This window comes from Roseibium sp. AS2 (assembly GCF_038900065.1).
Classification (GTDB): domain Bacteria; phylum Pseudomonadota; class Alphaproteobacteria; order Rhizobiales; family Stappiaceae; genus Roseibium.
This window is the reverse complement of the sequence record NZ_JBBMQN010000006.1, coordinates 218,791-243,438: the sequence shown is the minus strand read 5'-3', so window position 1 is coordinate 243,438 and position 24,648 is coordinate 218,791. Positions and strand designations below refer to the sequence as shown.

The 24,648-nt window shown below is 62.9% G+C and carries 18 protein-coding genes; 10 read left to right on the top strand and 8 right to left on the bottom strand.

The annotated features are described in order from the left end of the window. The first annotated feature begins 62 nt into the window (after window positions 1-62). Complete coding sequence (locus WNZ15_RS18965; RefSeq protein WP_342894582.1) at window positions 63-2,861, top strand: AAA family ATPase; 2,799 nt, start codon at window positions 63-65, stop codon at window positions 2,859-2,861. Here WNZ15_RS18965 and WNZ15_RS18960 read toward each other — a convergent pair. Both WNZ15_RS18960 and WNZ15_RS18955 read right to left on the bottom strand, forming a co-directional pair. After that, on the bottom strand, window positions 2,835-3,758 hold the full coding sequence (locus WNZ15_RS18960; protein WP_342894581.1) for a response regulator transcription factor: 924 nt from the start codon (window positions 3,756-3,758) through the stop codon (window positions 2,835-2,837). The two genes, WNZ15_RS18965 and WNZ15_RS18960, sit on opposite strands and share 27 nt — an antisense overlap. Next, the gene (locus WNZ15_RS18955; RefSeq protein WP_342894580.1) at window positions 3,745-7,185 is read right to left on the bottom strand and encodes an ATP-binding protein; all 3,441 of its coding nucleotides are present in this window, start codon (window positions 7,183-7,185) and stop codon (window positions 3,745-3,747) included. The genes WNZ15_RS18960 and WNZ15_RS18955 overlap by 14 nt, the downstream gene beginning before the upstream one ends. A 527-nt stretch (window positions 7,186-7,712) precedes the next feature. On the opposite strand from WNZ15_RS18955, the gene urtA reads away from it, so the two are divergent. The 7 genes from urtA (at window position 7,713) to WNZ15_RS18920 (ending at window position 14,324) form a co-directional block, all read left to right on the top strand. Beyond that, on the top strand, window positions 7,713-8,891 hold the full coding sequence (gene urtA / locus WNZ15_RS18950; protein ID WP_342894695.1) for an urea ABC transporter substrate-binding protein: 1,179 nt from the start codon (window positions 7,713-7,715) through the stop codon (window positions 8,889-8,891). 185 nt (window positions 8,892-9,076) lie between these two features. Beyond that, window positions 9,077-10,003 (top strand): urea ABC transporter permease subunit UrtB, encoded by a 927-nt coding sequence (urtB, locus tag WNZ15_RS18945; protein ID WP_342894579.1) that lies wholly within the window; start codon window positions 9,077-9,079, stop codon window positions 10,001-10,003. Between the two features lie 10 nt (window positions 10,004-10,013). After that, on the top strand, window positions 10,014-11,183 hold the full coding sequence (urtC, locus tag WNZ15_RS18940; protein ID WP_342894578.1) for an urea ABC transporter permease subunit UrtC: 1,170 nt from the start codon (window positions 10,014-10,016) through the stop codon (window positions 11,181-11,183). Window positions 11,184-11,192: 9 nt separating this feature from the next. Continuing rightward, window positions 11,193-11,948 carry an urea ABC transporter ATP-binding protein UrtD gene (urtD, locus tag WNZ15_RS18935; protein ID WP_342894577.1) on the top strand — a complete coding sequence of 252 codons (756 nt, stop codon included), beginning with the start codon at window positions 11,193-11,195 and terminating at the stop codon, window positions 11,946-11,948. Window positions 11,949-11,957: 9 nt separating this feature from the next. After that, complete coding sequence (urtE, locus tag WNZ15_RS18930) at window positions 11,958-12,647, top strand: urea ABC transporter ATP-binding subunit UrtE (protein ID WP_342894576.1); 690 nt, start codon at window positions 11,958-11,960, stop codon at window positions 12,645-12,647. Window positions 12,648-12,710: 63 nt separating this feature from the next. Then, window positions 12,711-13,940 carry a formamidase gene (gene fmdA, locus WNZ15_RS18925; protein ID WP_342894575.1) on the top strand — a complete coding sequence of 410 codons (1,230 nt, stop codon included), beginning with the start codon at window positions 12,711-12,713 and terminating at the stop codon, window positions 13,938-13,940. 9 nt (window positions 13,941-13,949) lie between these two features. After that, on the top strand, window positions 13,950-14,324 hold the full coding sequence (locus WNZ15_RS18920; RefSeq protein WP_342894574.1) for a zinc ribbon domain-containing protein: 375 nt from the start codon (window positions 13,950-13,952) through the stop codon (window positions 14,322-14,324). A gap of 36 nt (window positions 14,325-14,360) precedes the next feature. Here WNZ15_RS18920 and WNZ15_RS18915 read toward each other — a convergent pair whose 3' ends face one another. The 5 genes from WNZ15_RS18915 to WNZ15_RS18895 all read right to left on the bottom strand — a co-directional run bounded on the left by WNZ15_RS18915 (window position 14,361) and on the right by WNZ15_RS18895 (window position 20,489). Continuing rightward, window positions 14,361-15,737 (bottom strand): hypothetical protein, encoded by a 1,377-nt coding sequence (locus WNZ15_RS18915; protein ID WP_342894573.1) that lies wholly within the window; start codon window positions 15,735-15,737, stop codon window positions 14,361-14,363. 257 nt (window positions 15,738-15,994) lie between these two features. Next, window positions 15,995-17,230, bottom strand: a complete 1,236-nt coding sequence (locus WNZ15_RS18910) for an ABC transporter permease (RefSeq protein ID WP_342894572.1) — start codon at window positions 17,228-17,230, stop codon at window positions 15,995-15,997. Then, on the bottom strand, window positions 17,227-18,150 hold the full coding sequence (locus tag WNZ15_RS18905) for an ABC transporter permease (RefSeq protein ID WP_342894571.1): 924 nt from the start codon (window positions 18,148-18,150) through the stop codon (window positions 17,227-17,229). Before WNZ15_RS18905 ends, WNZ15_RS18910 begins: the two co-directional genes overlap by 4 nt. Before the next feature lie 2 nt (window positions 18,151-18,152). Beyond that, window positions 18,153-19,241: an ABC transporter ATP-binding protein gene (locus tag WNZ15_RS18900; protein WP_342894570.1), complete on the bottom strand. Its 1,089-nt coding sequence runs from the start codon at window positions 19,239-19,241 to the stop codon at window positions 18,153-18,155. Window positions 19,242-19,352: 111 nt separating this feature from the next. Beyond that, a complete protein-coding gene (locus WNZ15_RS18895; protein ID WP_342894569.1) occupies window positions 19,353-20,489 on the bottom strand; it encodes an extracellular solute-binding protein in 1,137 nt (378 codons plus the stop codon). Between the two features lie 278 nt (window positions 20,490-20,767). On the opposite strand from WNZ15_RS18895, the gene WNZ15_RS18890 reads away from it, so the two are divergent. Further along, a complete protein-coding gene (locus WNZ15_RS18890) occupies window positions 20,768-22,255 on the top strand; it encodes a PLP-dependent aminotransferase family protein (protein WP_342894568.1) in 1,488 nt (495 codons plus the stop codon). 130 nt (window positions 22,256-22,385) lie between these two features. Here the strand turns inward: WNZ15_RS18890 and WNZ15_RS18885 are convergent, their stop codons facing one another. After that, the gene (locus tag WNZ15_RS18885) at window positions 22,386-23,702 is read right to left on the bottom strand and encodes an aminotransferase class III-fold pyridoxal phosphate-dependent enzyme (RefSeq protein ID WP_342894567.1); all 1,317 of its coding nucleotides are present in this window, start codon (window positions 23,700-23,702) and stop codon (window positions 22,386-22,388) included. Window positions 23,703-23,890: 188 nt separating this feature from the next. On the opposite strand from WNZ15_RS18885, the gene WNZ15_RS18880 reads away from it, so the two are divergent. Next, window positions 23,891-24,640 (top strand): SDR family NAD(P)-dependent oxidoreductase, encoded by a 750-nt coding sequence (locus WNZ15_RS18880; RefSeq protein ID WP_342894566.1) that lies wholly within the window; start codon window positions 23,891-23,893, stop codon window positions 24,638-24,640. Window positions 24,641-24,648: the final 8 nt, after the last annotated feature.

Sequence of the window (24,648 nt, the reverse complement as noted above, 5' to 3'; positions counted from 1 at the left end):
TCGAAACTCTGTTCAAGGCACGCTCCCTGGTGCCTTGCCGAACCATCGGACTCCGCGTCTCAGTGTCAAAGATCGAACTTGATATTTCTCGTGGTGAACTGTTGCGCGACGGGGTGGCCAACCGATTGCGTCCCAAGACACTCGCCGTGCTGGCGGAGCTTCGGGCACGGGGGGGCGAGGTCGTCAGCCAGGAGGAGCTCCGGAACACCGTATGGGGGCGTCAGCACGGCCGCGAGACCGGGCCGAAACAATGCATCCGGGAACTGAGGCGCCTGCTCGGCGACAGCGCCCGAACACCCGGTTTTATCGAAACGGTCGGCAGGCAGGGCTACCGCCTTGTCGGCGAGATCGCCCTTGTGACAGCGAGCCCTGCCGCAGCCGACCCGGCCCGGCTGTGCGTCGGCCGGAAGGCCGAACTGGCAAGGCTTGCCGATTGCGCGGCCGCCGCACGCCGTGGCACGCGCGGCGTGACGCTGGTTTGCGGGGAAGCGGGGGCCGGCAAATCAAGGCTGGTCGAGGCTTTTGCCACCACGCTGCCGGGTGCTTCGCCCTTCTGGACCGCCCGGGGCCAGTGCATACCCCATCCCGGGGCCAGAGAGCCTTTCGGGCCGTTGATCGAAATCGTGGCGCAACTCGTCCAGGGACCGGCGCAAGGACCGGCCCTAGGACTGGCCCAAGGACCGGCACTGCGCCTGCTGGAGGAAGTCGCGCCGTCGTGGCGGGACCTGATCCCGGAACTGCGCACGGGCCGCAGCCCGGCTGACCGGCCGGACCCTGTTGTCGATCCGCATCCCGATTCGATGCTGAGGGAGCTGACCGCGCTCCTGGAGGGTCTCTCCCGGCACCAGCCCCTTGCGCTCATTGTCGAGGATCTGCACTGGGCCGACCAGAGCACGCTCGCGTGGCTGCTGTCTTTCGCCCAACGCCGTACCGCCGCCAGAACCCTCGTTCTCGGCACCTACCGGTCCGACGAACTGGACCGGGCCGGAGACCTGCCGACCACCCTGCATTTCCTCCAACGCACGCCGGGCTTCTCCAGGATCGTGCTGGAGGGTCTCGACCAGGCCGCCGTGGCCGAACTTCTCGACCGGCGGTTTCCCGGCAGCAAGCTGCCGCAGGCCCTTGCCGGGGAGCTGACACGCAGAACGGAAGGGCATGCCATTCTGGTCGATGCCGTGGCCGACCTGTGGTGCAGGGACGGCATGCTGAAGCAGATGGAGAACCACTGGATCCTCGACCGGGAGGCAAAAGACCTGCTGGCCACGATTTCCGAGGGCACCCGGAGTTTCATCGCGGGGGAGACAACCAGGCTGGCTCCGCGCGAACGGCAGGTCCTCGAGGTTGCAAGTGTCGCGGGCATACGCTTTTCCGCGGCCCTGCTGCACGATTGCCGGCACGAGGTGGAAGAGATCGAAAAGATACTGGACGGTCTTGCAGGCGTCCGGCGGTTCATCGAGCGCGCCGGGAGCATGGCCTGGCCCGACGGCACGGTGGCCACACAGTATGTGTTCCGTCACGCGCTCTACCAGGAGGCCCTTTACGAGGCCACTCCCGCAGCCAACCGGCAGGGGCTTCACGAACGGATCGGATGCCGTCTGGAAGCTGCGTTCGAAACACGGCCCGCTGATGTTGCCGCCACGCTCGCGGATCATTTCGAGCGTGCGGCCGACAGGAGACGCGCAGCGATCTATCGCGGGATGTCGGGCCTTACGGCCCTGAAACGCGGCGCGGTCACCGACGCATCGGAACAGTTCCGGCAAGCTCTGGATTTCTTCGCCGCCTGTGCCCCGGATCCTGAATTGCGCACGGCGGAATGCCGGACGCTCCTGGGACTTGGCGCGGCGCTGAGCGTCGGGGCAAGCTTCACCGAGACGGAACTGAGAACGGTGTGCGAGCGGGCCGCAAGGCTGGCGGAGCAGACCAATGAACCGACAACGATCGTGCCCGCGCTCGCGGGTCTGTGGAACCACCACATTTCCAAAGCGGACCTTGCCACAGCCGATGATCTGGCAAGAAGCCTTGGCGACCTTGCCGAAGGCGCGCCCGCGCTCCACGCGATGGTGGCGCACAACGTGGCGGGGCAGACGCGCTTCTTTGGCGGTGCTCTTGCCGACTGCCTGCCGCACATCGAGGCCGTTTGCGAGGCCTATGACACCCGGTTCTGTGCGGAAGCCACGGTTCTGTTCGGTGAAGACCCCGGAATCGTGTGCCGGCAATACGCCGCCTGCGTTCATCAGCTGCTTGGCCGGACCGAAGACGCCGATCGGCATTTTGCCGAAGGCATGAGGCTGGCGCATACGCTCGACCAGCCGTTCGGCCGGGCTCAGATGCTTTGGGCCGGTGCGCTGATCGCCCGCGATCAGGAGGCGCCGGAACGTGTTCTGGAACGCGCGCTGTCCCTGATCGAAACCTGCGACAGCGCGGCAATCCCATTCTGGCGTCCCCATGGCAGCATGTTGGCCGGCTGGGCCCTGACCGCGCTTGGCGACCACTCGGGCATGCAGCAGCTCGGCAAAGGCCTGAAGGAGCTGACCGAGATGGGCGTGAAACTGACGCGCCCCTTCGGACTGGAACTCTACGCGGAAGCCGCCGGGCGTTGCGGCAATCCGTCCGAAGGTTTGACCGCACTCGGAGAGGCGCTGCGGCTCACGCGCACAACAGGGGAGCGCTGGCGTGAACCGGAGCTGTACCGCTTGTGGGCCGCCCTGTCGCTTCAGGCCGGACGAACCAAAAACGTTTCACTGGCGCTCAGACGCGCGATCGCCCTGGCCCGCAGCCAAAACGCCGGTGCTTGCGAGCGGCGCGCTCAGGAGTTTCTGGACCGGCATGATTGCCTAGCCGTCAAGCAACCTCTTCAGTGACACCACCGCCGCCGACGTCCGGTTCTCCACGCCGAGTTTGCCGAAGATCCGGTCGAGGTGCTTGTTGACGGTGCGCGGGCTCATGTCGAGAATCGCGGCGATCTCCTTGTTGGACTTGCCGTTGGCGATCCAGCTGAGCACTTCCGCCTCGCGTTCGGTCAGGTTGAAAGCCGCCCTCAGCACGTCCGAAGGCGCGCCGCCGGCCACCTCGACGACCCTGAGGAGGTGCTCGGTGGTGCTGATCACGCCGGCATAGCTGAACTTGAGCTCGCGTCCTCGCATGCTGGCGATCGTGTCCTGGCCCATCTGCGGCGCCTTGCCGGAATCGAGCAGGAGCTGGCGCAGCCATTCCACCGTGGCCGTCGGAAGCCGGCCACGTGTCTGTGCGTCTTCGTCCGGATCGCCGTCGACCAGTTCCAGGGCCTGGGGCGTCGCCCAACGGATGTTGCCGGCGAGGTCGACCGACAGCAGGAACCGGCCGGAGGCATCCAGCGCCACATGGGCACTGTGGGAGTTGCGGGCATTGGCGATATGGACCCGCAGGCGGGCGATCAGCTCGTCCGGGTCGACCGGCTTGGTGATGTAGTCGACACCGCCGGCTTCAAGGCCGCGCACGATATGCTCGGTCTCGCTCAGGCCCGTCATGAACAGCACCGGCACGTCGCGCAGCGCCTCGAAGGCCTTGAGCCGTTTGCTGGTCTCGAAACCGTCCATGTCCGGCATGACCGCATCCATCAGGATCGCTCCCGGCGTGATCTGCGCGACGATGTCGAGGGCCTTCTTTCCGTCCCGCGCCACCAGAACCGTATATCCGGCTTCCTCCAGCGCGTCCGTCAGCATGCCCAGGGAGGACGGCGTGTCGTCGACAACCAGAACGGTTTCGCTAGGAGCATTCATGATCATGTCCGAGCCTTTCCAGGAGCTTGTCATATCGGGTCAGGTCGAATTCTCCGATGAGGGCGCGCATGTGGGCTACGAAGGCGGCCGCGTGCGGCTCATGGGCCTCGATGTCGTCCAGCTTGGCCCGGATGCCGCGCACATAGCCGATGCTGCTGAGCTGTTTCAGCATGCCGAGGCTTTCCTCCGACGGCAGCGCGGTGCTTTCGAAGTCGGGAAACCCGGGCGGCGCGTTGTCGAGCAGTTCCGGGCGTGCCCGGGTCTCGTCCGTGCGCCAGACCAGTTTCAGCGCCAGATGCAGCTTTTCCAGCAGGTCGCTCAGCCGCACCGGCTTGACCAGGTAATCGTCGTGATAGATGCGGTGTGCCGGGTCACGGCCGCTGTCGTCCGCATTGGCCGAAATCATTATGATGACCGCGTCGCCGTGACCGTTTTCGCGCAGCTTGCGCGCCAGGCGCCAGCCACTCATTCCCGGCATGCTGATGTCCAGCAGGAAGGCGTCCGGCTGCTCCGTCCCGGCGATTTCCAGACAGGCCTGGCCGCCCGGGGCCGTCAGGACCTTGAAGCCGAGCGGCGTCAGCACATCCCGGATCAAAGTCCGCTGGGTGGGATCGTCATCGACAACCATGACCGTCTGGACCGGCCCCTGGTAACCGACAATCCGCTTCTCGGTGCGCACGGTCCTGACCGGCGCCTCGGCGGCACTCAGCAGCAAGCGGACCTTGAAGCGGCTGCCCCTGCCCGGCCGGCTGTCCACCTGGATGTCCCCGCCCATGACCTCGCTGAGCAGTTTGGTGATGGTCAGCCCGAGCCCGGTGCCGGGCACGGACATCCGGCCCTCTTCCACGATGCGCTCAAACGGGTTGAAGATCCGCTCCAGGTTCTCCGGGGCGATCCCGATCCCGGTGTCGATCACCGCAAATTCGGCCACCTGGCTGTGATAGGTCACCTTGAGGGTGACGCTGCCGCTTTCCGTCCATTTGATCGCGTTGGACAAAAGGTTGATCAGGACCTGGCGCAGGCGTTTTTCATCGCCGAACACGTAGACCGGCAGGTGACTTGCCGGCTCGAACGTGAACCGCAGTGCCTTCGCGTCCGTCTGCAGGCGGAACATGTCGACGATCTGGGCAAGGAATTCGTGCAGGTTGAAGCGCTCGCGGTAGATCGTCAGATGTCCGGCCTCGATCTTGGAAATGTCCAGCAGCCCTTCGATGAGGCCGGCGAGATGGTCGGCCGAATGCTGGATCACCTTGACCGCATCGCGCCGGTGCGCCGGGATCGCCGGGTCCTTGCGCATCAGTTGCGCGTAACCGGCGATCGCATTGAGCGGCGAGCGCAATTCGTGACTGATGCCGACCACGTAGCGGCTCTTGGCCTGGTTGGCGGATTCCGCCGCCTCCTTGGCTTTCTCCAGCTTGGCGTCGGTGCGCTTGTGCGCCCTGATCTCGCGCATCAGCAGGCTGGTCTGGCGGCGGGTTTCCTCATTGGCGAACTTGCGGCTTTCATGCACCAGAACGAACAGCCAGGTCATCACGCCCGACACCACCAGCAGGATGAAGAACACCTGGGTCAGCGCCCGGCCAATTCCCTCGCCGCTGCTGTCCGGACCGAGCGTGCTGGCCTCGACATAGACCAGCGACAGGATCGCGCCCAGCGAGACGGTGACGATCGTCATCACCGACAGATAGATGCCCAGACGCGAACTGACCCAGCCGGCCACATCGCTCGGCAAGACCGCGTTGAGCAGCGCCTTGACCTGATCGCCGATGCGCGCGTTTTCCTTGCAGTCGTCCTCGCAGCGTGCGTCCAGCGAGCAGCACAGCGAGCAGATCGGGCCCGAGTAGACCGGGCAATGGGCCATGTCCTCGCGCTCGAAGGAATGTTCGCAGATGCAGCAGCGCAGGGACAAGCGCTGCGCTTCCATGGTTTCCGCATCTGGTATTGCCTGCCCGCACCGTTCCATGGGTTCGGGCTGGCGGGCGATGTAATAGCGCCCCTTGGTGGCCCAGGCGATCAGGGGCGCCAGAAGGATGGCGACGACCAGGGCGATATAGCTGGCAAGCGCGTGAGCGGTCTGGCCGAAAACGCCTGAGTAGGCGACCAGCGCGGTCAGGCTGGCGATGGTCATCGAGCCGAGCCCGACCGGATTGATGTCGTAAAGATGGGCGCGCTTGAATTCGATATGGGGCGGGCTCAGCCCGAGCGGCTTGTTGATCACCAGATCCGCGAACAGCGCCCCGATCCAGGCGACCGCCACCACCGAATAAAGCCCCAGCGTGCGTTCGAGCGCCTTGTAGACGCCGAGTTCCATCAAGGCGAGCGCGATCGCCACGTTGAAGACCAGCCAGACCACCCGGCCCGGATGGCTGTGCGTCAGGCGGGAGAAGAAATTCGACCAGGCAATCGAGCCGGCATAGGAATTGGTCACATTGATCTTGATCTGGCAGACGATCACGAACACCCCGGTCAGGGCGACCGCCATTTCGGGAGACGTGGCCCGGGTGAAGGCGACCAGATACATGTGGGTCGGCTCGACGGCCTTGTCGGGACTGAGGCCGCTCTGCAAGGCGACCACCACGAGAAAGGACCCGAACAGCAGCTTGATGGTGCCGATCACGATCCAGCCCGGTCCCGCCGCCAGCATCGCCAGCCACCATTTGAGCTTGCGCCCCTGCCGCTTGCGCGGCAGGAACCGGAGAAAATCAACCTGTTCGCCGATCTGGGCGATCAGGGAAAACAGCACGGCGCTGGCGGCTCCGAACAGCAGCAGATCGAAGCGCCCGCCTTCGTCGCCAAACCTTCCGGAGAAATTCTGCCAGTCCTCCAGCGGCGCCAGACCCTGCCAGGCCAGAAACGCGAAGGGCAGGAGCTGCAGCACGATCCAGACCGGCTGGGTGTATATCTGCAGGCGGCTGATCAGCGTGATGCCGTAGACCACCAGCGGGATGATCACGAGCGTGCAGACCAGATAGCCGATGTTGAGAGGCACACCGAAGAACAGTTCCAGCGCGGTCGCCATGATCGCCGCTTCCAGGGCGAAGAAGATGAAGGTGAAGCTGGCATAGATCAGCGAGGTTACCGTCGAGCCGATGTAGCCGAAACCGGCGCCGCGGGTCAGGAGATCGATGTCGACGCCGTATTTGACCGCGTAGAACGCAATCGGCAGGCCGGTAATGAAAATGATCAGTCCGACAACAAGGATCGACGAAACCGCATTGGTGAAGCCGTAGTTGTAGGTGATGGAAGCGCCGATCGCCTCCAGCGCGAGAAAGGAAATGGCCCCGAGCGCCGTGTTGGCGACCCAGACCGGGGACCAGCGGCGGGCGCTTTTCGCGGTGAAACGCAGGGCGAAGTCTTCCAGGGTCTGGTTGGCAACCCATTGATTGTAGGTCCGGCGCAAGCGGACCACCCGCTGATGACTTGGCATTCACCCCACCTGACCTTCAGGTCACCCGATGCGCAGCCTATCAATTGTGCACCGCAACCATCATTCATGCGCAATCCGCTTATTCTCCCGGCATTCCCGGCAAAACAAAACAGCTCCTGCGCGCCCCTGTGAATTGTTGCAATATCCGTGCCTCTTTAATGGTTTCAATCAGAAAATTTCGATAATTTTCCGCTTCCAAAAGGAATTACCCTCGTTATTTCAAATAAGGAATCACGGATAAACTTCCAGTTGCAAGTATTTCCGGACTGTTTCTTCCATATCGGCAATATGCAAACTTTAGATTATTTCACATTCCGGACCGGCTGGAAATAAGTCAATTAACCCACAGCAATCGACGCATTGCGGCAGCGCACAAATTCAGACGAGCCTTGAGACATGCGGAGACGCCGTCCGGCACTTCGCCTCAACCTCAAACATGGAGGGGTCCAAGAATGCGACGTCTGAAAGACCTGATTGAAAACCGGCTCTCGCGCCGGTCTGTCCTGTCCGGGACAGCCGCAGCGGCGATGCTGGTCACCGCCGGCGCCATTGCGCCTGTGCACGCCGATGACGTGAACACGACCGGTCTCGCGGTCACCGAAGACACGGTGAAGGTGGGCATCCTGCATTCCGTCACCGGCACCATGGCGATTTCCGAGACCGGATCGGTGCAGGCCGAAAAGCTCGCGATCGAGCAGATCAATGCCATGGGCGGTGTCCTTGGCCGCAAGATCGAATACATCCAGGAAGACGGCGGCTCGGACTGGCCGACGTTCGCTGAAAAAGCCAAGAAGCTTCTGGTGAGCGACAAGGTGGCTGCGGTCTTCGGCTGCTGGACTTCCGCCTCGCGCAAGGCCGTCCTGCCGGTCTTCGAGCAGTACAACGGCATGCTTTACTATCCGACCTTCTATGAAGGCCTGGAGCAGTCGCCGAACGTGATCTACACCGGCCAGGAAGCCACCCAGCAGATCCTCGCCGGCATCGACTGGGTCGCCAAGGAAAAGGGCGCCAAGAGCTTCTACCTGCTCGGCTCCGACTACATCTGGCCACGCACTTCCAACAAGATCGCCCGCAAGCACATCGAGAAGCTGGGCATGAAGGTCGTCGGCGAGGAGTATTATCCGCTCGGCCACACCCAGTTCAACTCGGTCATCAACAAGATCAAGCTGAAAAAGCCTGACGTGATCTACGCGATCGTCGTGGGCGGGTCCAACGTTGCCTTCTACAAGCAGCTCAAGGCGGCCGGCATCGACATGACCAAGGAAAAGCCGGTTCTGCTCACCATCTCGGTGACGGAAGACGAAATCCGCGGCATTGGCGGGGAAAACATCGAGGGCGCCTATGCCGCGATGAAATACTTCCAGTCCCTCGACAACGAGAACAACAAGGATTTCGTCACGGCCTTCAAGGAAATGTGGGGTGACGACATCGTCATCGGCGACGTGACCCAGGCCGCCTACCTCGGCCCCTGGCTCTGGAAGGCCGCGGTCGAAAAGGCCGGCAGCTTCGACATCGACAAGGTGCGGCTGGCCTCTCCGGGCATCGAACTGAAGTCCGCACCGGAAGGCTATGTGCGCGTGCACGAAAACCACCACCTGTGGTCCAAGACCCGCATCGGTCTCGCCAAGCCCGACGGTCAGTACGAGCTGGTCTATGAAACCGCGGACCTGATGGAGCCGGATCCGTTCCCGGAAGGGTACCAGTAAACCCGGGTTGACCTCCCCCGCATCGCCCGGGGGAGGACCATCCCGCTCCCTAGCGGCGCGGGTTACATCCGGGGCGCCGCGCGCGCAGCCTGCGCGGCGCCCCCTCCGACACCGTTCCACAAATTCTTCCCGATAGAGGGGCGCATGGTTCTGAAAGCCGGCCCCGCAGCATGGAGACGCGCGCAATGTTCGCCGACTACACATGGACAGAACTCGGGTCCATTTTCGCCATGCAGGGCTTTGCCGGGCTGATCCTGTTTTCCGTGTTCGTCCTGATGGCCCTGGGACTGGCAATCATTTTCGGCCAGATGGGCGTCATCAACATGGCGCACGGCGAATTCATGATCCTCGGCGCCTATGTCACCTACCTGTGCTCCAACTTCGTCGAGACCTTCATTCCCGCCCTGTTCGGCGTCTATTTCTTCTTTGCCATGATCCTGGCCTTCTTCGCCGCCGGAGCGCTCGGAGCGCTGGTGGAATGGTCGCTGATCAGGCACCTCTACCGAAGGCCGCTCGACACGCTGCTGGCCACCTGGGGCCTCAGCCTCATCCTGCAGCAGGCCTACCGGTCGATCTTCGGCGCACGCGAGGTCGGTGTCACCCTGCCCGACTGGCTGCTCGGCTCCGTGCCGCTCACCGACATCATCGAAATTCCGATCAACGGCATCTTCGTCATGGTGCTGACGCTGGTGATCGCGATCGCCGTCTACTTCGTGATGTTCCGCTCGCGCATGGGCATGCAGACCCGGGCCGTGGTCCAGAACCGTGTGATGGCCGGCGCCGTCGGCATCAACACCGAGAAGGTCGACCGCATGACCTTCGCGCTCGGCTGCGGCATCGCCGGCGTGGCCGGCAGTGCCTTCACCATGATCGGCTCCACCGGGCCGACCGCCGGCCAGCTCTATATCGTCGATACCTTCCTGATCGTCGTCTTCGGCGGCGCGGCAAGCCTGCTCGGCACCATCGCCTCTTCCTTCGCGATCAGCCAGGCCCAGTCGACCATGGAGTTCTTCCTGTCCGGCTCGATGGCCAAGGTCCTCACGCTCCTGACCGTGGTCGGCATCCTGATGCTGCGCCCGGAAGGTCTTTTCTCCGCCAAGATCCGTCGTTGAGGAGGTTCCCATGACCAACCTGAAATCCTTCATGGCGCGGCAGGACATCCTCGCCCTTGCCCTCCTGGCCGCGGTGCTGTTCGTCGTCATGCCGTTGTCCATGGACATTTTCCGGCTCAACCTGTTCGGCAAATACCTGACCTATGCGTTCGTCGCCATCGGCCTGGTGCTGTGCTGGGGCAAGGGCGGCATTCTCAGCCTCGGCCAAGGGGTCTTCTTCGGGCTCGGCGGCTATTGCATGGCCATGTACCTGAAGCTGGAATCCTCCACGCCGGAGGCAACCGCCATCCAGTCGACACCCGGCATTCCCGACTTCATGGACTGGAACCAGATCACCGATCTGCCCTGGTTCTGGGTGCCCTTCAACAGCCTGACGTTCACATTGGCCGCGATCCTAGTGGTCCCGGCACTGTTCGCCTTCATCATCGGCGCCGCGATGTTCAAGCGCCGGGTGGGCGGCGTCTATTTCGCCATCATCACCCAGGCGATCGCCGCCATCCTGACGATCCTGATCATCGGCCAGCAGGGCTACACCGGCGGCGTCAACGGCATCACCGACCTGAGGACCCTGAAAGGCTGGGACATCCGCACCGACGAAGCCAAGTACATCCTCTATTTTCTCAACGGCGCGCTGCTGCTCGGTGTGCTGGTGCTGTGCCAGTTCGTGCTGAAGAGCAAGCTCGGCCGGCTGCTGGTCGCCCTGCGCGACAAGGAGGATCGGGTCCGCTTCTCCGGCTACGACGTGGCCAACTTCAAGATCTTCGTCTTCTGCTTCGCCGCCGTTCTGTCGGCCATCGGCGGGGCGATGTTCACGCTGCAGGTCGGCTTCATGTCGCCCTCCTTCGTCGGCATCGTGCCGTCCATCGAAATGGTGATCTTCTGCGCGGTCGGCGGACGTCTGTCGATCTTCGGGGCCGTCTACGGAACCCTGCTGGTCAACTGGGCCAAGACGACCTTCTCCGAAACCTTCCCGGAACTGTGGCTGTTCGGCCTCGGTGCGCTGTTCATCGCCGTGGTGCTGGTGTTCCCCAACGGTCTGTCCGGTCTCTATCGCAGCTACCTGGCGCCGCATGTCGACCGCTGGATCTTCCGCAAGCCGCCGGAGGGTGGCTCCAGCGGAGCGGCTCCTCTCGAGCCAGCCGCGTTCGAGCCGGAACCGGCCGCCAAACCCGCCGAATAGGAGACCGACATGAACACGATCAACAACAACACGGACTTCCTGCTCGCCATCGAGAACCTGACGGTGTCCTTCGACGGCTTCAAGGCGGTCAACGACCTGAACCTCTATGTCGACGAGAACGAGATCCACGTCATCATCGGCCCCAACGGCGCCGGCAAGACCACCGTGCTCGATCTCATCTGCGGCAGGACAAAGGCGACCGACGGCTCGATCAAGTTCCGCAACAAGGAACTGACCGACCTGCGCGAGCACGAGATCGTGCGCGAGGGGGTCGGGCGCAAATTCCAGAACCCGTCCATTTACGAGGACCTGACGGTGTTCGAAAACCTGGAACTGTCCTTCCCGCGCGGACGCAGTGTCTGGGGTGCCCTCACCTTCCAGCGCGACACGGAAGTGATCGGGCGGGTGCGCGAGATCGCCGAAATGGTGTTTCTCGACACGTTGCTGGGCATGCAGGCGGCCCTGCTCAGCCACGGCCAGAAACAATGGCTGGAGATCGGCATGCTGCTGATCCAGGACCCGGAACTCCTGATGCTGGACGAACCGGTTGCCGGCATGAGCGTTTCGGAACGCAAACAGACCGCGAAACTCCTCAACGAGATCACCAAGGGCCGCTCGGTGATGGTGGTCGAACACGACATGAAGTTCGTCGAGGACATCGCCCACCGCGTCACCGTCCTGCACCAGGGCAAGATCCTGTCCGAGGGCTCCATGGCAAAGGTTCAGGCCGATCCCGGGGTCATCGACGTCTATCTGGGACATTAGGGGGCAAACATGCTGAATGTAGCGCACTACCACGTGGCCTACGGCCAGAGCGAAGTCCTTCACGGGCTGGATTTCACGGTCGCACCGGGCGAGATCATTGCCATCATGGGCCGCAACGGCATGGGCAAGACCACGCTCATGAAATCCCTCATGGGCATCGTGCCGACTAAGGACGGCGCGGCCGCCGTCGACGGCATCGACATCACCGACATGAAGAGCTTCGAGCGGGTCGCGAAGGGCATCGCCTATGTGCCCCAGGGGCGGATGATCTTTCCGACCATGACGGTGCAGGAGAACATCGAGACGGGCCTGATCATCGGCGGCAAGAGCAAGGTTCCAGGCGACATCTACGAATTGTTCCCGGTGCTGCTCGACATGAAAGGCCGGCGCGGCGGCAACCTGTCCGGCGGGCAGCAGCAGCAGCTCGCCATCGCCCGCGCCCTTGCGACAAATCCCAAGGTGCTGCTTCTGGACGAACCGACGGAGGGCATCCAGCCCTCGATCATCCGCGAGATGGCGCGTGTCCTGAAACGCATCCGCGATGAACGCGGGCTTTCCATCATCGTTTCGGAACAGGTGCTGTCCTTCGCTCTCGACGTCGCCGACCGGGTGCTCGTCCTGGAGAACGGACGGCTCGTTCACGATGAACCCCGCGCCAATGTCGACGAGGCGAAGGTCTCCGCTTTCCTGTCCGTCTGATCCGGATCTTTCAAAGCTCAACCGCGCCCGGCAAAACGGCGCATTTTCAAGAGGAGAAACCCAATGGCTGATACGCTGATCTCGGTAGACTTGAGCGAGTCTCCACATACCAACGAGAAGATCCACAACCGCTGGCATCCCGACATTCCGATGGCGGTCTGGGTGGAGCCGGGCGACGATTTCAAGGTCGAGACCTACGACTGGACCGGCGGCCAGATCAAGAATGACGACGACGCCGCCGACGTGCGCGACGTGGAACTGGAACAGGTGCACTACCTGTCCGGCCCGATCGGCGTCAAGGGTGCCGAACCGGGCGATCTTCTGGTGGTCGACATTCTCGACATCGGCGCCAAGGAAGAAATGCTGTGGGGCTTCAACGGCTTCTTCTCCAAACAGAATGGCGGCGGCTTCCTGACCGAGCATTTCCCGCAGGCGCAGAAGTCGATCTGGGACTTCGAGGGCATGTTCACCCGCTCGCGCCACGTGCCGGGCGTCAACTATGCCGGGCTGATCCATCCGGGCCTGATCGGCTGCCTGCCGGACCGCAAGATGCTCGACACCTGGAACGAGCGCGAGACGTCCCTTTTCGACACGGACCCGGACCGGGTGCCGGCGCTGGCCGCCCTGCCCAACACCCAGTCGGCACATATGGGCCAGTTGAAGGGCGAGGCCAGGGACAAGGCGGCCGCGGAAGGCGCCCGCACCGTGCCGCCGCGCGAACACGGCGGCAATTGCGACATCAAGGATCTGTCCCGCGGCTCGAAGATCTATTTCCCGGTCTATGTCGACGGCGCCGGGCTTTCCATGGGCGATCTCCACTTCAGCCAGGGCGATGGCGAGATCACCTTCTGCGGCGCAATCGAGATGGCCGGATGGCTGCACATCCGCGTGACCCTGATCAAGGACGGGATCGCCAAATACGGTGTCAAGAACCCGATCTTCAAACCCTCGCCGATCACGCCGAAATACGACGACTACCTGATCTTCGAGGGCATTTCGGTCGACGAGGCCGGCACCCAGCATTACCTGGATGTCCATATCGCCTACCGCATGGCCTGTCTCAACGCCATCGAATACATGAAGAAATTCGGCTATACCGGCGCCCAGGCCTACGCCATTCTCGGCACCGCCCCGGTGCAGGGACATATCTCCGGCGTGGTCGATATTCCCAATGCCTGCGCGACCCTCTGGCTGCCGACCGACATCTTCGAATTCGACATGATGCCGGGGTCGGACGGGCCGATGAAACATCTCGACGGATCCATCGACGTGCCGCTGGCACCGGATCTTTAAGGAGCGCCCATGCCGGTCTACGACTATCTTTGCGCATCCTGCGGACCCATCACCGCCCAGCGGCCGATGTCCGCGCATGCCGATCCGATCGACTGTCCGGCGTGCAGGCAGGAGGCCCCAAGGGCCCTCCTGCGGGCGCCGAACATGCCGGGCCTGTCAACAGAGCAGCGTTCGGCACACGAGCGCAACGAGACCGCCCGCCACAACCCGGCGTTCTCGACGAAATCCGGACGGGAGGACCGGGCGAAGGAAGCCCGCAAGCGCCATCCGTCCGGATGTTCCTGCTGCTCCGGCAGCAAGGGAAATTTCCGTTCCAGTGCGGTCTACAAGGCCGACGGCAGCAAGACCTTCCCGTCGAAACGGCCGTGGATGATCAGCCACTGAAACAGCTTCCAGCCGCCTGTCCTGCAAATTTCAGGGTTACGAATACCAGGACGGCGGCCGGAAGGACGTCGGGTTCATGGCTTCCACCTCGACCCGGTACAACTTGTTTCCCAGGCCTCCCGAAAACATCAGCGCATCGTCGTAGGGATTATGCGCGTTAGGCTGCACCATGTCGGCGTTGTGGGTGTAAAGCTGCTGTATCAGAAGATGGCCGATTTCGTGGGAAAGCGTGCGTGCAATCGACTTAATGTGGGTCGTCTTGCCATAGGACCGGTCATCGAGCAGGCACATTCCGGTGTTGTAACTCATCAGGCCGTTCACCTTCATCGGCCGTTCGCCCTTTTTCTGGGCACTGACAATTTCCCGCACGATGAACACGTTCACTGTCATGACATGGTCCGCCCCTGCCGGTTGCGGAAACATACGATCCTTCGCAAAGGGCTTGAGGTATTTGAATTCGTCCTTTTTCTCCTTGAACACATCCTCCCGGACGACAAAGCCGAGATGGCGGCCGATCTCCTTGTGCGACAGCAATTCGTCGCCGAGCAGCCGAAGTTCCACGTTGCACTGAGGGATCAGGATTTCGCTGTTCGCGATTTTCAACACGGTCCGCAGTTCACCGCTCGAGACGCGTGATTTCAGGCCTGGTCCGTGCTGCACGTAAAAGGCAAAGATAGGAACGATCCTGCGCGGTTTCACGGACACATAGACCCTCAGGTGTTTGCCGTTCTGAAACAGATCAAGCATGCAGTCCTTGCAGGAGTTCAGTCCGTTGATCACCAGACACTGGCCCTTGATGACCGCACGGATCAGCCGTTCGTTGCTGAAGGCGCGTGCATAGCCATCCTCGTCGACGCCCTTTCCCGCTATCCGGACCGGACTGTCGGGATCGATTCCGATCCGGAGCGAGCGTTCACTCCCTTCCGGCACCATGATCCAGGCGCCGTCACGTTCCGGAGGGAATTTCACCTGTAACGGACCCAGCACCTGCGACGGCGCGGGAAAACTGTCGAAACCCAGGTTTCCGTCTGTCGGGCCGAAGACGGAGATCTTTGGCATGCCACTCGGATCAACGGGTTTGTCCGGTTTCGGATTGTCCTTCGGCTGCACCGGTTTTGGAGTGACAGGCGCACCCTTCCATTTTGCCGCCGAGGCCGCATCGTTGAGCGCCGACAGGGTCGGGCCAACCGGGTCGACGCGCTGATCGGGGTTCATGAAACCCAGAACCTTGCTCTGGAAATCGCCTATCAGTCCCTTGGTCAGGGGACCGTGGAAGCCGTCCTCCACCAGGGGCGTTCGGGACGGATCCAACAGAAGATTGAGCCGCTCCTGAACGGTTCGGACATCTGCAATGTTGTTCTGGCCCCGATAGCCGACCGACCGGGCTATACTGACTCTGGGTAAATTCGACATCATCCCGCCTCGGTTCGCTGGCTCACGGGACCGTGGAGGCTGAATTTGCGTCACGCCGAAACGTGCCATCCTCCCCATTCCCGAACATGTCCCCCCGGATGTCCATCGAACTAGCACCGGATGAACCCGCGCACCGTGATCCACGACACAGCTTTCCTCTTGGCCGGTCGCGATGGCTGTTTTTTTTTGCAAATGTGCTCAACGGCGCGGAACTGCCCGCACCAATCTGGCAGAAACCGGTCCGAGCCCCGCAGGCGCTAGTCCGGTTTCAGACCGTTCGGGTTGAACGCTCCACCGAACGGGGAGGGATTGGCCTTTGCCGGTGTATCGGCGGCAGCCGGCGCGTCCTGTCCCGGTTTCAGGCCATTGGGGCTGAAGGCGCCGCCGAACGGAGATGGGCTGGACCTGGCCGGCGCGTCGGCGGGCGCGGATGCCGGTGCGGAGGTCTTTTGCCGTTCCTGCATTTTCAGGCGCTGCTGTTCCAGAAGCTCGTGCTGGCGCGCGCGCTTGTCATCAAGGATCTGCTGCTTGCAGACGGACGCGTCCTGCCGGGTGCCCTGCCAGGTGGCCAGGCCCGCAAGGCCTGCAAGAATCAGAAATACCGTCAACGGATGGACCAGGGTCTTCAGAACCGGATTGCCATAGATGCGCGAGCGTGTGGCGACCCCGGAACGCAGCATTTCCTTGCGGCGCGTGTGGGCCTCATGGACGATGGCGCCGATGAGCGTGATCCCGATGATGATCACTGCCAGCGCCGACAGCGAAGGATCGGTGCCGTGCCGGACCTTGGAGGCCAGCGCCGTGGTGAACGTGTTGCCGGACAGGATCGTGAACACGGTGGTGTTGTAGTTCTCGAACGATGCCAGGAAGGTCAGAAAGGCCGCCGAGCCGATGGCCGGGCCGAGGAACGGCAGGAGGATCTTGCGGAAGGCCTGGCCGGGCGTGGCGCCGAGATCGAGCGCGGCCTCGGTCAGGATCGGATCGAACCTCTGCAGCCGTGCCAGGAACACCAGCATGGCATAGGCGGATACGAATGTGACCTGACCGGCCAGAGTCAGGAACATTCCGCTGAAAAAGAACGACCCGTATTCCGCGCCGACGCTGCGCCCGAGCGCGCCCCAGAAGACGATGGTCGAAATTCCCAGAACCACGCCCGGTATCAGGATCGGCGTGATCAGCACCGTATAGAGCACCGCCCGCAGCCGGGAACTGAGCTCCGACAGGGCCAGCGCGCCGGCCAGACCGATCGGCACGGCGATGGCCACGACGCTGACGGCGATCACCAGGCTGTTCAGCAACCCGCTCATCAGCCGGTCGTTGGCGAACAGAACACCGAACCATTCCGTGGTGAAACACTCCCACGGGGTGATCCTCGGGAAGGACGAGGAGTTGAACGCCGTGATCACCATGATGATCAGCGGACCGAACAGGAAAGAGAAGAAAAGCAGGGAGAACCCCGCCGCGACGCCGCCGCCGCCCACACCCCGGTTCATCGGCCGATCTCCCCGATGGATACCTTGAACACCCGCATCAGCATCATCACGAAGGAGATGCAGACGATGAGCAGGATGACCGCATAGGCCGACCCGCGCTGCCAGTTGGCGCTTTCGTTGAACCACTGGTAGATGAGCTGAGTGAACCACAGGCTGGACGGCCCGCCCAGGATCTGCGGTGCGGCCAGTGCACCCGCCGTCAGCATGAAGACCATGGTCGCGCCGGAGGCGATGCCCGGCTTGGCCACCGGCAGCACCACCCGCCAATGTACCCGCCACCAGCTCGCTCCCATGTCACGCGCCGCCTCGATCTGGTTCCGGTCCAGCGCTTCCACGGCGTTGAAGATCGGAAACACCATCAGCAGGATGTAGGCATAGGTCAGCCCGGAATAGAGCGCCACATCCGCCCGGATGAAGTCGACCGGCTGGTCCCAGAGGCCCATCGACATGCCGACGCCGTTGATCAGGCCGGTGGCGCCGAACAGCACGCGGAAGGCGAAGGCGCGCAGGATCTCGTTGACCCAGAAGGGCACGATCAGGCCGATGACCATCATTCGTGCCGCGACACCGGTTGCCGAATGGGCCAGAATGAACGCGATCGGATAGCACAAGAGGATGTCGATGCAGGTGACGAACACCGCCGCGACCAGCGTCCTGACCAGGATGCCGATATCGAGCGTGTTCACCGTGCCGTCATTGCCCTGGAAGAAATAGGCGTAGTTCTCCAGCGTATAGACATCCTGTGGCCCGCCGACATCCGCGGCGGGCAGGTTGAACCGGAACGAATAATCGAGCATCGCGATCTGGGGCAGGACGATCAGGAAGATCACCCAGATCAGGACGGCGACACCGACAAAGGCGGCCGCACCGAGACCGTGCTTGCCGGCAATTTCCTTCATGGCGGTCTGCAGGGCCCGCATCCCTATGCCCCCGCCAGATCGCCATGCGGCAGCACGATGGCCTGGTCGGGTTCGAAACCGATCGGCACCGCCGCTCCCGAAATCGATCCGGCGGTGCCGCCGAGATTGACCCGGGACAGGCGCAGCGGAACGCCGTTCGCCTCCAGGAACATCTGCCGTGCGTTGCCCTCGAACTCTTCCTTGACCCAGTTGGCAGTCACGGAATTCGACAGGCCGTCGCCGACACTCAATTGCTCCGGCCGGATGAACAGGATGCAGTCGTCGCCGGCCTTGTACTGGCGCCCGCCGGCGGCGCGTCCCTGCAGACGCCCAAGCGGCGTTTCGACCGATACAAGCGCGTCCGCCTGGGACGCCACCTTGCCTTCGATCGCGTTGGATTCGCCCACGAAGGAGGCCACGAAGGCGGTCTTGGGGCGGTTGTAGATCGTCTCGGGCGGATCGACCTGTTCGATGACCCCGGCATTCATCACCGCAACCCGGTCGGACATGGTCAGGGCCTCGCCCTGGTCATGGGTGATGTAGATGAAGGTCAGCCCGACCTGCTGCTGAATGGTGCGCAGTTCCGTACGCATGTGATGCCGCAGTTTCAGGTCAAGGGCGGACAGGGGTTCGTCCAGCAGAAGAATGTCGGGTTCCACTGCCAGGGCGCGGGCAATCGCGACGCGCTGACGCTGCCCACCGGACAACTCGTGGACTTTCTTGTCGCCGACTCCGGGCAGCGCGATCATCTCCAGAAGCTCTTCGGCCCGCTTGCGGCGGTCCTTGCGGCCGATACCGCGCACTTCCAGCGGGAAGGCGATGTTGTCGGCAACGCTCATCAGCGGAAACAGCGCCAGGTTCTGGAAAATCAGCGCCGTCGGGCGCTTGTTGGGGCCGATGCCCTTCATGTCCTGGCCGCCGATCAGGACCCGGCCTTCGGTCGGATCGCTGAAGCCCGAAATGCAGCGCAGCAAGGTTGTCTTGCCGCATCCCGACGGGCCGAGAAAGGAGAAGAACTCTCCGCCCTTGATCACGAGATGCGCGTTGTCGACCGCCGTATAGGCGCCGAAGCGTATGGAAACGTGATCCAGTACAATATCTTTTGTGGCCATGACGCTGTCGGGGACGCTCTCGGAAAGACGGCTGAACGGAACGGACAAAACGGACACCCTGATGCCGGACGGAACTGCGTCCGGCATCAGGTAGCCGTTCGTCCGGATGTGTCAGGCGGACAGGAACTTGTTGGTGTATTCGGTCCGCTTTTCCGAGTACCAGGGCGCCTCGGCGGGCCAGGCGTTCAGATTTCCCAGCGCTTCTCCCGGATAGGCATCGGCGAAGTTCTTGGCGTAGATTTCACCGCCGAACTCCGCAGCGCCGACCACAGGCGAATTGTAGCCGTGGGTCGCGATCGCCTCGCCGGCCAGCTTGGCGTCATAGGCCGCCTCGATGAAGGCGTAGATCTGCTCGATGTTCTTGGCGCCGGTCGGCATGGCCAGACCGTCGACCCAGGCCATGGCCCCTTCTTTCGGCGCCCGGTACATGACCGGCTCACCCGCCGTCTTGAGCGCCAGCGGCGGACCGTCCCAGGTCTGACCGACGACGACGCCTTCGTTCAGGAGACCGTTCTTCTGGGTGTCGGCATCGTTCCAGATCAGCTTGATGTTCGGCTTCTTGGCGATGGCGGCGTCGACGACCTTGGTCCAGACCTCGTCCATCTTTTCCGGGCTTTCATAGGCTGCCCACATGGACCCGGCATCGAGTTCGCCGCGTCCTTCCAGACCGAGGCCCAGGCCCAGCAGCATGGAGTGGCCACGGCCCATGGTCTTGCCCGCGTTGGCCTCGTCCCAAACGTCATAGTAGCTCGGGAATTCACCCGCCGGCACGAAGGCGTCGGTGCGCCACGCGATGCCTTCCGTGCCCCAGATATGCGGCAGCCAGAAAACGCCCTTGCCGTCGAAATTCCAGTGGGTCTCACCGAGTGCCATGGAAGGGTTGACCTTGTCGATGTCGACCTTGGACATGTCGAACGGCTGCAGCAGGCCAAGCTCCGCCCAGAGCAGATTGCGGTTCACGGTCGGGGAGACGATGTCGAAGCCTTCGCCGCTTGTGGCCTTCAGCTTGTTGATGATTTCCTCGTTGGAGCCGATGCCGGTGAAGTTGATCTTGATCCCGGTCTTGTCGGTGAAGCCGCTGACGAAGCTCTCCGGCAGATAGTCCGACCACATCATGATGTTGATTTCGCCGGACGAGGCCAGCACGCTGGAACTGACGATCGCGGGCATGGACAGCCCCGCGCCGGCCGCGGCCGCGCTCTTCAGGAAATCGCGCCGCGTGGTGCGTGCACCCTTTTTGAAATTCATTGTGACATCCCCTTGCCTGCTGGTCTTGCAAAACTGTTCATCGCTCTGGCGCGGAGCAGGCCGCTTTTTTTCGTATGAGTCGCATTGCCCATGACGATCCTGCGCCGCGTTGACCCGAAGACTATTGCGGTGCAACATCCCGCCTTAGAGCCAGAGGATGCAAACTATGGTGCCAGGGCATGCCAGGGGGTTTGCCAGGTGCGCAATCAAGGCCAAAACTGTCGCCGCGACTTTCGGTGGGTCCCGGCGGCACCCCTTTCGGCATTGCGGAAATTCAGATGCTTACAAGCTATTTCGACACACCTTTCGATCCGGACCGGCGCCTGCAGCACCAGATCCAGGAACGGCTGATCGAGGCGATCCTCGACGGCATCTGGCCCCTGCATGAGCCACTGCCGGCAACGCGCGTGTTTTCACGGCAGATCAACGTATCGCGCAATACGGTCGCCATCGTCTATGAGCGGCTGGTGGAAGACGGCTATCTGAAGTCGGTCAGCCGGCGCGGTTATTTCATCAACGAGCGTCATGTCCGCGAACAACTGAACATCCGCGTCGACGATCATGCCAAGGAAATCCTTCCCCGATCCGAGCATCCCTTCGACCCGGATGCGCTTCTGGTCTGCCGCTACTCGGACCAGGAGAACATTCTCAAACCGGCCGATTGGCAGTCCTTCGAGTATCCCTTCATCTTTGGCCAGCTCGCGCCCGACAAGACCTCCGTCGCGCGCTGGCGCGATTGCATCCGTCTGGCCGGAACCGCCCAGCATGCCCCCACCTGGATCGGCGACCTGGTCGACCGGGACGATCCGATGCTGGTCGACCAGATCATCCGGCGGATGCTGCCCCAGCGGGGCTTCCGGGCGGATCCCGACGAGATCCTGATCACGGTCGGAGCGCAGAACGCGCTGTTCATGGCGGCCCATCTGTTCTGCCGTCCCGGCGTCCGGGTGGATATCGAGGAACCGGGCTATGTGGATGCCCGCAACATATTCCAGGCGCTCGGCGCGCGCATCAGGTCCCACCGGGTAGACTCCAACGGCATGCGTGTCGGCGAGGAGCTGGCAGGCGCACGGCTGGTCTATGTCACGCCGGGGCACCAGTCGCCGACCAATGTCACCATGTCCATGGAACGGCGTCTGAGGTTGCTGGCCCAGGCGGAAACCCAGGACTTCATCATCCTGGAAGACGACTATGAGCATGAGCTGAATTTTGTCGGCGCCCAGAAACCGTCCCTGCGCAGTTTCGACCGGACCGGCCGGGTCATTCATGTCGCCAGCCTGTCAAAGGCGCTGTTTCCCGGCCTGCGTCTGGGTTTCATCGCGGCGGACCGGCGCATTGTCAGGGAACTCAGGGCCTTGCGGCGGCTGATGTACCGGCACCCTTCCGCGCTCGACCAGCGCGCGATGGCGATCTTTCTCTCCGAGGGCCACTACGATTCCCACATCCGCCGTCAGAGGAAAATCCTGTCGCAAAAGTGGAAGAAGATCTTCAGGTTGATCGAAACCCATCTGCCCGCCTGCGAGGCAACCGTCACTACCGGCGGCTCCGGCGTCTGGATCAGGCTTCCCGAAGAAACTCGAGCCATGGAGCTGCAGGATCTGGCCGCGCGGCACGGCATCCTGATCGAAGCCGGCGACATCCACTATCTGTCGCCGCAAAAGCCCCGCAACCGCATCCGTCTCGGCTTCGGCGCCATCGCCGAGGAAAAGATGGAACCCGGCATCCGCCTGCTCGGCGAGCTTCTGACGAAAAGCACGCGGCGGTAACATCCCGGTGCCGTCCCGGACGCAGCGAAGCGGAGTTCCGGGACCTTTTCACACGGTAAAGCCTGCGTCGTGAGCAAAGAGGCCCGGCTCAGGGCCGGGACCGCATTGGAGGCAGCGGCGGCGGGCGTGGCTACAGCTCCGCCCTGCCCAGCACGGACTGGAGCATGTCGACCATCTTCGACAGGTCCTCTTCCTGCGTCGTCAGGGCGGGGGCGAAGATCAGGGCGTCGCCGGTCGCCTTGACGTGCAGGCCCTCGTCGAACAGCCGCCGCTGCACCAGCGACCCTTTCGCTCCGGGCGCTTCTCCGGGCGTGAGCTGGATGCCGGCCATCATGCCGTAGCCGCGCAGGTCGGAGACGTGGGGAAGGTTGCGCAGGCTGAAGACACTGTCGAGGAAGGGGGCCGACAGGCTGGCGGCCCGTTCGAACAGGCCTTCGGACTTGTAGATGCCGAGGGTTGCCAGAGCGGCCGCGCAGGCAACCGGGTGGGCCGAATAGGTGTAGCCGTGCATGAGTTCCGGCCTGTCGCCGGGAATCGAACCGATCACGGCCTCCTGGATTTCGGTTTTCACGGCAACGGCGCTCATCGGGATGGCGCCGTTGGTCAGGGCCTTTGCCATGGTCATGACATCCGGTGTCACGCCGAATTCCTGGGCTGCAAAGGCGGAGCCCGTGCGGCCGAACCCGGTGATGACCTCGTCGAACACCAGGAGAATGCCGTATTTGTCGGCGATTTCCCGCAGGCGCTGAAGGTAGCCGACGGGCGGAACGATGGTGCCGATGGAGCCGGCGATGGGCTCGACAAAGACGGCCGCGATGGTCTCACCGCCGTAGGTCCTGCAGATTTCCTCCAGGTCATCGGCCAGATGGGCCCCGTCTTCCGGCTGGCCTCTGGTGAACCGCTGGTCCTCGTTCCAGGTGTGGCGCATGTGAACCACGTCGCAGGTCACACCGGAAAAGTCGCGCCGGTTGCCGACCATCCCTGCCAGCGAGGTGCCGCCGAGATTGACGCCGTGATAGGCCCAGGACCGCGACACAAACCGGGTGCGCTGAGGCTCGCCCTTGGCCTTGTGGTAGGCAAGGCAGATCTTGATGGCGCTGTCGACCGCCTCGGAGCCGGAAGAGGCGAAGAAGATCCGGTCAAGCCCTTCGGGCAGGATCTCGCTGAGGGCTTCGGCCAGCTTGAAGGAAACCGGGGCGGCCCGCTGAAAATGCGGCGTGTAATCCAGCTCCTGAAGCTGTTTGTAGACCGCTTCGGCGATTTCCCTGCGTCCGTGACCGGCCGCGCAGGTGAACAGGCCCGATGACCCGTCCAGCACTTCCCTGCCTTCCGGTGTCCAGTAGCGCACGCCCTCCGCCCGTTCGAACATCTGCGGCTCTTCGTGGAACAGCCGGTTGTTGGTGAACGGCATCCAGTGATGGTCCATGTTGATCGGCATATGGGTCATGGTGCGGGTCCTCAAGATCGAAACGGTCCGATCACTCCTAGGACCAGACGTGACGCGTCCTTAGAGCCAGCGCCCTGATTCGTAAGGGCCAGGGACGCCGGCCTCCCGATTGGCCATTGTGCCGGCGCGCCATGTTCGTATGGTCCGGTCATCACGAACGCTGAAGGCAAACTCAGAAAGGCAGGCCCATGACCGGCACAATCCTCATCACCGGAACCACATCGGGTTTCGGCCAGGCAACGGCCCGTCTGTTTGCCAAAAACGGCTGGAAGGTCGTGGGCACCGGCCGGCGGGCAGACCGGCTGGAAAAGCTGGGGGAAGAGCTTGGCGGCGCCTTTTGCCCGGTGGTCTTCGACATCATGGACGAGGCGGCAACCAGAAACGCTCTTGCCGGCCTGCCGGAAGCGTTTCAGGACATCGACGTTCTGGTGAACAATGCCGGACTTGCCCTAGGCACCGCGTCGGCTCCGGACACGAAGCTGTCCGACTGGAAGACCATGATCGATACCAATATCACCGGTCTGGTCACGATCACCGATCTGCTGCTTCCAAAACTCATCGAGCGCAAGGGCATGATCGTCAACATTTCCTCCATCGCCGCCAACTGGCCCTATCCGGGCGGCAATGTCTATGCCGGCACCAAGGCCTTTCTGCGCCAGTTTTCACTCGGATTGCGCTCGGACCTTCATGGCAAGGGCGTCCGGGTGACCTCGATCGAACCGGGCTTGTGCGAAAGCGAATTCACGCTGGTGCGCACCGGCGGCAACAAGGAAAGCTATGACGCGCTCTACGGCGGCGCCAACGCGATCCAGCCAGAAGACATTGCAAACACCGTGCACTGGATCGCCACCCAGCCAGCACATCTCAACATCAACTCCCTGGAAATCATGCCGGTCAGCCAGTCCTGGGCCGGCTGGCAAATCGCCCGCGAGCGCTGATCCGCCAT